10 protein-coding genes are annotated in these 9143 nt (G+C 64.9%); 5 read left to right on the forward strand and 5 right to left on the reverse strand.

Translation table 11 applies throughout. From position 1 onward, the window contains the following. Positions 1 to 8: 8 nt before the first annotated feature. The 4 genes from AAA969_RS14995 to ubiB form a co-directional block, all read right to left on the reverse strand. A complete protein-coding gene (locus AAA969_RS14995) occupies positions 9 to 1175 on the reverse strand; it encodes a MerR family transcriptional regulator (RefSeq protein WP_338247177.1) in 1167 nt (388 codons plus the stop codon). 413 nt (positions 1176 to 1588) lie between these two features. Next, positions 1589 to 1822: a hypothetical protein gene (locus AAA969_RS15000; RefSeq protein WP_338247179.1), complete on the reverse strand. Its 234-nt coding sequence runs from the start codon at positions 1820 to 1822 to the stop codon at positions 1589 to 1591. 122 nt (positions 1823 to 1944) lie between these two features. Then, positions 1945 to 2466, reverse strand: a complete 522-nt coding sequence (locus AAA969_RS15005) for a protoglobin domain-containing protein (protein ID WP_338247181.1) — start codon at positions 2464 to 2466, stop codon at positions 1945 to 1947. 72 nt (positions 2467 to 2538) lie between these two features. Next, positions 2539 to 4077, reverse strand: a complete 1539-nt coding sequence (ubiB, locus tag AAA969_RS15010) for a 2-polyprenylphenol 6-hydroxylase (protein WP_338247183.1) — start codon at positions 4075 to 4077, stop codon at positions 2539 to 2541. A 101-nt stretch (positions 4078 to 4178) separates the two neighbouring features. Between ubiB and AAA969_RS15015 the strand changes: the two genes are divergently transcribed. After that, positions 4179 to 4586: a hypothetical protein gene (locus AAA969_RS15015; RefSeq protein ID WP_338247185.1), complete on the forward strand. Its 408-nt coding sequence runs from the start codon at positions 4179 to 4181 to the stop codon at positions 4584 to 4586. On the opposite strand, the gene AAA969_RS15020 is transcribed toward AAA969_RS15015, so the two are convergent. Next, positions 4583 to 5422, reverse strand: a complete 840-nt coding sequence (locus tag AAA969_RS15020; RefSeq protein ID WP_338247187.1) for a class I SAM-dependent methyltransferase — start codon at positions 5420 to 5422, stop codon at positions 4583 to 4585. The genes AAA969_RS15015 and AAA969_RS15020 overlap by 4 nt on opposite strands. A gap of 172 nt (positions 5423 to 5594) precedes the next feature. On the opposite strand from AAA969_RS15020, the gene mutM reads away from it, so the two are divergent. The 4 genes from mutM to rpsT all read left to right on the forward strand — a co-directional run bounded on the left by mutM (position 5595) and on the right by rpsT (position 8754). Further along, complete coding sequence (gene mutM, locus AAA969_RS15025; RefSeq protein ID WP_338247189.1) at positions 5595 to 6458, forward strand: bifunctional DNA-formamidopyrimidine glycosylase/DNA-(apurinic or apyrimidinic site) lyase; 864 nt, start codon at positions 5595 to 5597, stop codon at positions 6456 to 6458. Between the two features lie 90 nt (positions 6459 to 6548). Next, on the forward strand, positions 6549 to 7481 hold the full coding sequence (locus tag AAA969_RS15030) for a TraB/GumN family protein (RefSeq protein WP_338247190.1): 933 nt from the start codon (positions 6549 to 6551) through the stop codon (positions 7479 to 7481). Between the two features lie 120 nt (positions 7482 to 7601). Continuing rightward, on the forward strand, positions 7602 to 8378 hold the full coding sequence (locus AAA969_RS15035; RefSeq protein ID WP_338247193.1) for an enoyl-CoA hydratase: 777 nt from the start codon (positions 7602 to 7604) through the stop codon (positions 8376 to 8378). Positions 8379 to 8487: 109 nt separating this feature from the next. After that, on the forward strand, positions 8488 to 8754 hold the full coding sequence (rpsT, locus tag AAA969_RS15040) for a 30S ribosomal protein S20 (RefSeq protein ID WP_338247195.1): 267 nt from the start codon (positions 8488 to 8490) through the stop codon (positions 8752 to 8754). Positions 8755 to 9143 lie beyond the last annotated feature (389 nt).

The following is a 9143-nucleotide window of genomic DNA, read 5'->3' on the forward strand; positions in this document are numbered from 1 at the left end:
TGGCGGGGTCAGCCCCGCTCCAGCACGAACATTTCGTAGCCGACCTGCCCGCGCCCGGCCTCGAACACGTCGATCTCGCGGCGCAGATCGTCGAGGACACGGGCTCCCGCGAGACGCGGCTCGAGGGCGTCGAGCCGCGCGGCGAGCGGGTGGTAGTAGGTCTCCATCCCTTCCGGCCCGATGTCGAAATGGCCGATGACGCGGTAGCCCGCGCGCTTCGCCTGCGCGACGCGGGTCGCGGGCGTCGCCATCGCGGGGTATTCCGCGGCCCAGAAGGCGCGGACCGGGTCGTCGGGCGCATCGGTCCGCCAGACCATGTCGGAGAACACGAGAACGCCGCCGGGGCGCAGGAGCGCCCTCCAGTCCGCCAGCGCCTTCTCCACGCCGAGGATATAGGCGCTGCCCTCGGACCAGATGACGTCCCAGGGACGCTCGGGGGCCAGAAGTGCGGCCATGTCGACGTTCTGCACCTCGATCCGGTCATTGAGGCCGCGCGCCGCGATCCGCGCCCTGAGCTTGTCGAGCGCGACCTCGGCGGTGTCGGTGGCCGTGATCCGGGCCGTGGACGCCTCGGCCAGCGTCATCGTCGCCATGCCAGGGCCGCAGCCGATCTCGAGGATCGTCTCGGGCGCGAACGGCACCATTGTGAGCGCCCGGCGTGTCACCTCGGCCGTTCCCGGGCCCCACCAGTCGAGGTCAGAGAACACCTCCATGAACCCGGCCATGTAGGCGTCGTGGGCGTTCATGTCCTTGGATACCAGCGCAACCAGCCCCGCCTCCGCGCTGGAAAACCCCTGAGACATGAGCCAGGCGCGGTGCAGATCGGGCGCGACGCGCTCGACCTCTTCGTGCCAGTCCTTGAGGCTCGACTGTCCGAGCAAAGCCGCCAGAAGGTCGCGCGATCTGCTCTTCTCGGCGATCTCCGCGTCCAGCACGGCCAGGCGCTGGCCCAGCATCTCGCGGTCAAGCTTGCCATCGAGGCAGGCCTGACATTCCTGCAAACTCAGCCCGCCCGCCTGCAGCTGCTGCATCAGCCGCAGCCGCTGTCGGTCGGCATCGGTGTAGACGCGATAGCCGTTGGCTTGGCGCTTACCCTTCAGCAGCCCGAGTTTCTCGTAGTAGAGCAGCGTCGCGCGCGATAGCCCCACGCTGTCCGCCAGTTCTGAAATCTGCACCGTCCGCCGCCTTGTCCGCTCACACCGATTCTCGATCGTCGATATCGCCCTAAGGTGTGAAGCTATAGACAGGTCAAGCCAAATGGTGCTGCCACCGGATGAGCGCCTGCGACGGGCGCGGCAGGCCGGGGGCAAAGGAAGGAAGAACCCGACTCACCACCAATCGTGCTCATAGGATACGAATAATCTCGACTGCGTGGACCAGCGCGGGGCCGAGGCACATCGGCATGCCGAAGGTCGTCGCTTTTTGGGATCGGGAACAGGACGAGGAGGCCCGGCCGCGATCGATGCAGCCGGGCCGTTGTTCCTCACTCGGCGGTCAGCTGTGCGACGGCGCCGGTCCAGTCCTCGAGGTGGTAGATGTGTGTGATGAGGCCGTGGAATAAACCGGGACAGACACAATTAATCCCCCTCTACCGCAGCGCCACCGGCGCAAAACCCACCATAAACCGCTTGCCGAGAGAGCGCCGTATCCGGTTCTTCAGGTCAAGGGCGGCGCAGCCGCCGCTTCGCGGTTTCACCCTTGAGCTGAAGAACCGGATACGGCCGGCTGGCTGACAAGCGATCCATGGGTCGCCCCGCGCGTTGGCGCGCGTCACATCCAATTCGACCAGCCACAGAAAGCGCAGGGCGTGCCGTCGCGCCATCCATGCATCCAGGAGCGGAAATCTGCGGAAGAAACCGGGAAGAAACCGGGACAGACACAATTAATCCCCAGGAAAACCGGGACAGACACGATTATCGCGTGTCCGCGCCAGCGACCCGCAGCTCAGTCGACCAGGTGCCGGATCTTGTGGGCGTCCGAGGTCAGGGCCGCGCGCTTGTCCATGATGTGGCGGTAGAAGGCCCCCATCGACAACTCGACATCATAATGCGTGATCCGGGACAGGGCGGTGATGTCCGCAGCCTTGAAGCTGCGGCGGTCGGCCATGGCCAGCTCGACGATGCGGGCGAACATGTTGGAATAGGCGGCTGTGTAGACGTGGGCCGGGAATTCCAGCTTGGCGTGGCGGGATCCCATGGTTTCAACGGCCTCGTAGTAATGCTCGTCAAAACGGGCCGAGAACAGCTCCTCGCAATGGGCCAGCATGCCGGCCCGCAGATAGGTGATGTTGTCGGAAATCTCGAAATAGTGCGCGACGTCGGGGTTTCCGGTCAGGTGGTCGAAAACGGTCTCCAGCGCCGTTGCGGCGTATTTGACCAGTCGCGGCTTGAGATGCTGCACGCGGTCAATCACATCCTCGTCGATGAGAAAGAACTCACGCTGCAGGCTGCGCGCCTCGTCATTCATGATGAAATCCCTTGCCATGGTCGGGATAAAGACAGGGCTTTCTTGCGATTTTGTGTAAATCGGATCAGAATTTTAACTAAATGCCGCGGTTAGCGCAGCGCCGAGGGCGGCGGCGCCGGTCAGCCAGGCGAGGCGCAGGAACCAGGGTCTGATCCGCGGCCCGCCACCGAGTGACAGCTTGCCCGCTTTCAGCAACGCGCCGACCTCGGCCCAGTCGTCGATGGCGTCAGGCAGCTTGCGCATGGCATCATGCAGGCGACCCAGATCATCACCAAGATCGCGGATGCGGCCCTCCGGACCCAGCTCGCGTTTCATCCAGGCTTCGACAACCGGAGCTGCGGCGCCCCACATGTCGTGTTGGGGATCGAGCTGGCGCGACACCCCCTCGCACTGGACCATGGTCTTCTGCAGCATCACGAGTTCGGGCCGCAGACGCATGTCGAACAAGTCGGTGATCTCGAACAATTGCAGCAGGACGCGCGACATCGGGAGCTGGTCCGCGGTCTTCCCGAAGATCGGTTCACCGACGGCGCGCAGGGCACTGGCAAACTCCTCGACCGAATGCCGGGCCGGGACATAGCCGGCGTCAAAGTGGGCGCGGGCGGCGGCCGTGTAATCGCGGGTCAGGAAGCCGTGCAGGATGAGCGCGAGGAAGCGACGCTCGGCGCGGCCGATCCGGCCCATGATCCCGAAATCAACCGCCCAGACCGTGTCATCGGTGCGGGCAAACAGGTTGCCGCCATGCATGTCGGCATGAAAGACTCCGCGGTCGAGCGCGGTCGACAGGAAGGCCCGTGTCAGCCGGGTGGCCAACGCCGCGCGATCAATGCCGCTGGCGGCGATGGCGTCGATGTCCGAGAGCGGAATCCCGTCAATCCATTGTGTCGTCAGGACCCGGCGCGTCGAGCGCGCCCAGTCGACGGTCGGGATATGATAGCCCTCGGCCACGGCAGCGGCTTCGCCCAGCTCCGAGGCTGCAGCGGCTTCCAGACGCAAATCGGTCTCGACGGTCAGCGAGCGCGATACGGTCTCGACGAATTTTTTCGGTTCCAGGCGGCGGGTGGCCGGCGCGAAGCGCTCGGCCAGGGAGGCGCCCAGGGTGAGGGTGCGGATGTCGCGGGCGATCCGGCGCTCGATGTCCGGCCGCACGATCTTGACCGCCACCACCGCGCCTTCCGGCGTCACCGCCTTGTGGACCTGGGCAATCGAGGCGGCTGCAACGGGCGGACCGAACTCGCTGAACAGGGTCTCGACCGGCTGGCCCAGCTCCTCGGCCAGGATGGCGCGCGCCTCGGCATCGCCAAAGGCCGGCATGCGATCCTGCAGGCGCGACAGGCCGCGCGCGAAGCGTTCGCCGATGACATCACCGCGGGTCGCCAGGATCTGGCCAAACTTGACGTAGGACGGGCCGAGCTGCTCGAGCGCGCGGGCCAGTCGCTCACCGGGGTTCTCGGCGAGGTCCCGTTGCCGGAACACGCGCATGACCGACCCGAACCAGCGTGCCGGCGCCGGATACAGTGACTGATACTCGGCCGGAAGGATGGCGTCATGCCGGGCTAGGGTCAGGGCGGCGCGCATCAGGCGGGCGAGGGAGGCGAAACTGCTGATCATCGATTGTCGGTTTAGTGTCCTTGATGCAGCTTGGCGAGCGTGGCGTGAAGTCGCGCTGACAATGAGCGGGTCGTCGGAGGACGTGCGGTGGGGTCACCGAGATGAAGCACCGGGTCGAGTTTGATCCCGAGCGGCAGGTCGCGATCATTCGCTACCGGGGTGAGCTTCGCGCTGAAGATCCGGCCGAGCTGATCCGGGAGCTGGTTGGCAAGCCGGGCTGGACGCCGCGCTGTGACCGTATCGTGCTCTATGATGAAGCCCTGATGGGCGAGATGACGGCCGGCGATTTCAAAAAGACAGCGGCCCTGTTGCAGCCCCTGATCGCGCGCCATTATGGCAGCGCGCCCAGTTTCTCGGCGCATGTCTGCGTGGATCCGCTGCAACGGGCCTCGCTCGAATACTGGATGGCGCTGGGTGAGGCGATCTACTCGCCGTCCATGGCCCTGTTCGATACCCTTGCCGAGGCCGAGGCCTGGATAGCGGCGCAGCGGGCGTCGCTCGACCGCTAGGCCCAGCCGACATGCAGCGCGGCAATGCCGCCCGAGAAATTGGTGTAGCTGACATTGCGGAAGCCCGCCTCGCGCAGCTCGGCCGCGAAATCCTCCTGGTTGGGGAAGCGGCGGATTGATTCCACGAGGTATTGATAACTCTCACGGTCCTTGGCCACGTAGTGACCGAGTTCGGGCATCACGTTGAACGACCAGGCATCATAGGCCTTTTCCCAGGCGCGGCTGGTCGGTCGGGTGAATTCCAGGCAGAGGAAACGTCCGCCCGGCTTGAGCACGCGGCGCATGTCCTTCAGCGCGGACAGCCGTTCGGTGACATTGCGGATCCCGGTCGAGATGGTGACACAGTGCGCGGTGCGGTCCGGCAGGGGCAGGCACTCGGCATTGCCGGTGACCCAGTCGATGCGACCCGCTTCCTGCGGCTTGAGACCACGCTTCACGCCGGCGCGCAGCATTTGCTCGTTGATATCGAGGACGATGGCGCGGGCCTTGCGCTCCGATCCGCGCCGCGCGGCAACAGCATCGGCCTTGGCCAGAAAACTGCGGGCCAGATCGCCGGTGCCGCCGGCAACATCGATCAGGATCTCGCCCGGCTGCGGGTTGGCGCGGGTCATCACCATGTCTTTCCAGACCCGGTGGATGCCCAGCGACATGAGGTCATTCATCAGGTCATAGCGCCGTGCCGAGCGATCAAAGACACCGCGCACGAGGGAGGCTTTCTCCTCGCGGGCGACATCGGTAAAGCCGAAGGAGACGGTATCAGGCCCGGAGGCGGTATCAGGGCCGGAGGCGGTATCCGGCTCAAGGGCGGCGGTCGGGCGGGTCTTGGTGGTGCTCATGGGGGCAACATAGCCGTCCGGGCCTGCCCGGCAAAGCGGCGCGAACGGTTCGTGATGTCGCAGTGCCGCCAAGGTGGCTGACAGCCGGATTTCCCTGTGGTCAAACAGCGGGTCTCCTGACCCGGGACGGACCGCGCCATGGCTTCGCCAGACAGGATGAAGGACACGCCAGATGCCTGAATTACCCGAAGTCGAAACGGTCCGGCGCGGCCTGGTCCCGGCCCTCGAAGGTCGCCGGATTCTCGCGGTCGAGGTCAACCGGCCCAATCTGCGCTTTGCCTTTCCCGACGGCTTTGCCCGGCGCCTGACCGGAACCCGGGTCGAACGGATTGACCGCCGCGCGAAATATCTCCTGCTGCGGCTCGATAGTGGAGAGACGCTGATCGGTCACCTCGGGATGTCCGGGCGCTTTTCGATCGAGGTGGAGGGCGCGGCCGTGCAGCCGGGCGATTTTGTCCATGCGGCGCCGGCCAACCCCAAGCATGATCATGTCGTGATCCGGGCCGAAGGCGGGGTCGTGGTGCGCTATAATGATCCGCGCCGCTTTGGCTATATGGACCTGTTCACGACCGCCGACGAAGCCACACACAAGGTGCTCGGCGCATTGGGGCCGGAGCCGCACGGCAATGAATTCTCCGGCGCCTATCTCGGCGAGGCGCTGGCCGGTCGGCGGACCCCGATCAAGGCGGCCCTGCTGGACCAGTCGATTGTCGCCGGACTGGGCAATATCTATGTCTGTGAGGCCTTGCACCGCTCCGGCATCAGTCCGCGCCGTGCGGCGGCCTCGATCCCGGGCGTCCGGGCCGAGCGGCTGGCCCGGGCGGTCCGGGCCGTGATCGTCGAGGCGATCGAGGCCGGCGGCTCTTCGCTGAAGGATTTCGCCTCGACCGATGGCGCGCTGGGCTATTTCCAGCATCGCTTCCGGGTCTATGACCGTCTCGGCGCGGCCTGTCCGACGGCCGGATGTGCGGGGTCGATCCAGCGTATTGTCCAGTCCGGACGCTCAACCTGGTTCTGCAGCCAGTGCCAGCGCTGACCGGGGACATCGCGGCCTGCATTCCCGCTATGTCGGCGCGATGATCCGGCTAGTGTGTGCTCACCATATTTGCCATAGCGAGACCCTGACATGACACCTGTTTCCCGTTTGAGCCGCCTTGCATCCGCTGCGCTTGGCGCCGTGATGCTGGCCGGTGGCGCCCTGCTCGCCCCCGCCGCCCAGGCCCAGCCCGCCGATTACTCCCAGGTCGAAGCCGACCCGGCGATCTGGCATCTCTCGGATGCGGACTCGGACGTCTATATCTTCGGCACCTTCCACATCCTGCCGCCGAGCCTGAGCTGGCAGACCGACGAGATCCGCACGCTGCTGGCGAGCGCTGATACCCTGTATCTGGAAGCCGACGTCCACTCGCCCGACGTGCAGGCCCGGATGCAGCAGCTGGTCATGCAATATGGCCTCAACCCGGCCGGCGTGACCCTGTCGTCCCAGCTCTCCGACAGTGCCAATGCGACCCTGGCCGAGCTCGCCCCGACCATCGGCTTCGCGCCGGCCATGCTGGAGCCGATGCGGCCCTGGCTGGCGCAGGTCGCGCTGGCGGTCGGACAGATGCAGGCGCTGGGACTCGATCCCAATGCCGGCGTCGAGACCAGCCTTCTGGCGCTTGTCGAGGGCAGCGGAACCGGGATGGGCTATTTCGAGACCGCCGAGCAACAGATCGGCTTCCTCGCCGGCCAGCCGGATGATGTGCAGGCGCGCGCCTTCGAGCAGGGCCTGCAGGACCTCGCCGAGCTGCCGGACATGCTCGACGAGCTGGTGACCGATTGGGCGACGGGAGATGTCGACGCTCTGGAAACGCTGCTCAATGAGAGCATGCGGGTCGAGGCGCCGGAGGCGTATGAGGTGCTCATCGTGCAGCGCAATGCCAACTGGATCCCGCAGATTGCCGAGATCATGGATGGTAAGGGGACGGTCTTTATCGCTGTCGGTGCAGCCCACCTGCCCGGCGAGGATGGCGTCATCCATCTGCTGCGCAATGAGGGCTTTACGGTAACCCGCCAGTAGACCGAAATCGGGCCGGGTGACTCAATCGGGTCACCCGGTATCGACGCTTGCCCCCGACTGCGTTATAGCGGCGCGGCTTTACCCGCGCGGGGCTTCCGCGCCGTCAGATGGAGCACCGAAATGGGCTACAAGACGATCCAGTACAAAACCGAGGGCCGCGTCGGCGTGATCACGCTGAACCGTCCCGAGGCACTCAATGCTCTGTGCGATGAGCTGACGACCGAGCTGGCCGCTGCGCTGGCCGCCTGCGAAGCCGATGACGAGATCGGTTGCGTGGTGCTGACCGGGTCGAAGAAGGCTTTCGCCGCAGGCGCCGATATCAAGGAACTGCAGGCGCGCGACATGGTCGGCCTCTACAACAAGGATCCGTTCGCGGAGACCTGGGAGGCCGTGGCCCGTTTCCGCAAGCCGATCATTGCCGCTGTGTCCGGCTATGCCCTCGGCGGTGGTTGCGAGATTGCCATGATGTGCGATTTCATCATCGCTTCGGAAACCGCCAAGTTCGGACAGCCGGAGATCAATCTCGGCGTCATGCCGGGCGCTGGCGGTACGCAGCGCCTGCCGCGTGCGGTTGGCAAGGCCAAGGCGATGGACATGTGCCTGACCGGGCGGATGATGGATGCCGAGGAAGCCGAGCGGGCCGGTCTGGTCTCGCGTGTGGTCCCGGCCGATGATTTCATGGACGTGGTGATGGAAGCGGCGGAGTCGATTGCAGCCAAGTCCCTGCCGGTCGCGATGATGACCAAGGAAACCGTCAACCGTTCCTTCGAGATCGGTCTCACGGAAGGCGTTCGCTTCGAGCGACGCGTGTTCATGTCCCAGTTCGCGCTTGAAGATCAGAAGGAAGGCATGGCTGCCTTCGCCGAGAAACGGGCTGCACATTTCAAGCATCGCTAGGCGGTCAGGCGCAGTGGGCAGTTGACGCCCTCGCGACAAGGGCCTATACGCCGCCGCTCACGGATTTAGCCGGGAAGACTGTCCCGGCCGCATAAAGAGGTTGATATCCATGGCCAACACCAACTCGGCCAAGAAAATGGTCCGCAAGATCGCTCGCCGGACGGCCGTCAACAAGGCTCGTCGTTCGCGCGTTCGTACTTTCGTCAAGAAGGTCGAGCTGGCGATTGCGTCTGGCGACCAGGCTGCTGCCAAGACCGCTCTGGTCGCGGCTGAGTCCGAGCTGATGCGCGCTGTCGGCAAGGGCATCTACCACAAGAATACCGGCTCGCGGAAAGTCTCCCGCCTGTCGTCCCGCGTGAAGTCGATGTCGGCCTGAGCCGACGTCTTTCACCGGACTTGAAATGATCAGACGCCCGGGGCTCTTGCCCCGGGCGTCTTTCGTTGTGCGTGGACTCCGGCGGGCCTGGCGATCGCCCGATCTGCGCGAGTCATATTCTATTAATTCATCTGCATACGGAGGGGTTGAAAGGCCGGGTTTATGATGATCCGCGACCTGAAACCGGTCCTCTTTTTGAGCGAAAAAGGGACCAGATGTATTGTCATAAATCTGTCACAAACCCCAAGCTTCGATCCGATCACGGATTTCCCGTGTCAAGCGAAGAATCTCCGATTTTGGGAGCTGAATCATGTTGACCAGAACCGGCCCCGGAGTAACCTTTGGGCTTCTGAGGGCGACCAATCCCATGCGGATGAATTTCCGGTAGC

Source organism: Maricaulis maris (assembly GCF_036322705.1).
Classification (GTDB): Bacteria; Pseudomonadota; Alphaproteobacteria; order Caulobacterales; family Maricaulaceae; genus Maricaulis; species Maricaulis maris_B.

Coding starts and splice junctions, on each gene's coding strand:
- AAA969_RS15035 (WP_338247193.1), top strand. CDS start 7,602: ATGGGCTACAAGACGATCCAGTACAAAACCGAGGGCCGCGTCGGCGTG.
- AAA969_RS15000 (WP_338247179.1), bottom strand. CDS start 1,822: ATGGCGCGACGGCACGCCCTGCGCTTTCTGTGGCTGGTCGAATTGGAT.
- AAA969_RS15015 (WP_338247185.1), top strand. CDS start 4,179: ATGAAGCACCGGGTCGAGTTTGATCCCGAGCGGCAGGTCGCGATCATT.
- AAA969_RS15020 (WP_338247187.1), bottom strand. CDS start 5,422: ATGAGCACCACCAAGACCCGCCCGACCGCCGCCCTTGAGCCGGATACC.
- mutM (WP_338247189.1), top strand. CDS start 5,595: ATGCCTGAATTACCCGAAGTCGAAACGGTCCGGCGCGGCCTGGTCCCG.
- rpsT (WP_338247195.1), top strand. CDS start 8,488: ATGGCCAACACCAACTCGGCCAAGAAAATGGTCCGCAAGATCGCTCGC.
- AAA969_RS15030 (WP_338247190.1), top strand. CDS start 6,549: ATGACACCTGTTTCCCGTTTGAGCCGCCTTGCATCCGCTGCGCTTGGC.
- AAA969_RS15005 (WP_338247181.1), bottom strand. CDS start 2,466: ATGAATGACGAGGCGCGCAGCCTGCAGCGTGAGTTCTTTCTCATCGAC.
- ubiB (WP_338247183.1), bottom strand. CDS start 4,077: ATGATCAGCAGTTTCGCCTCCCTCGCCCGCCTGATGCGCGCCGCCCTG.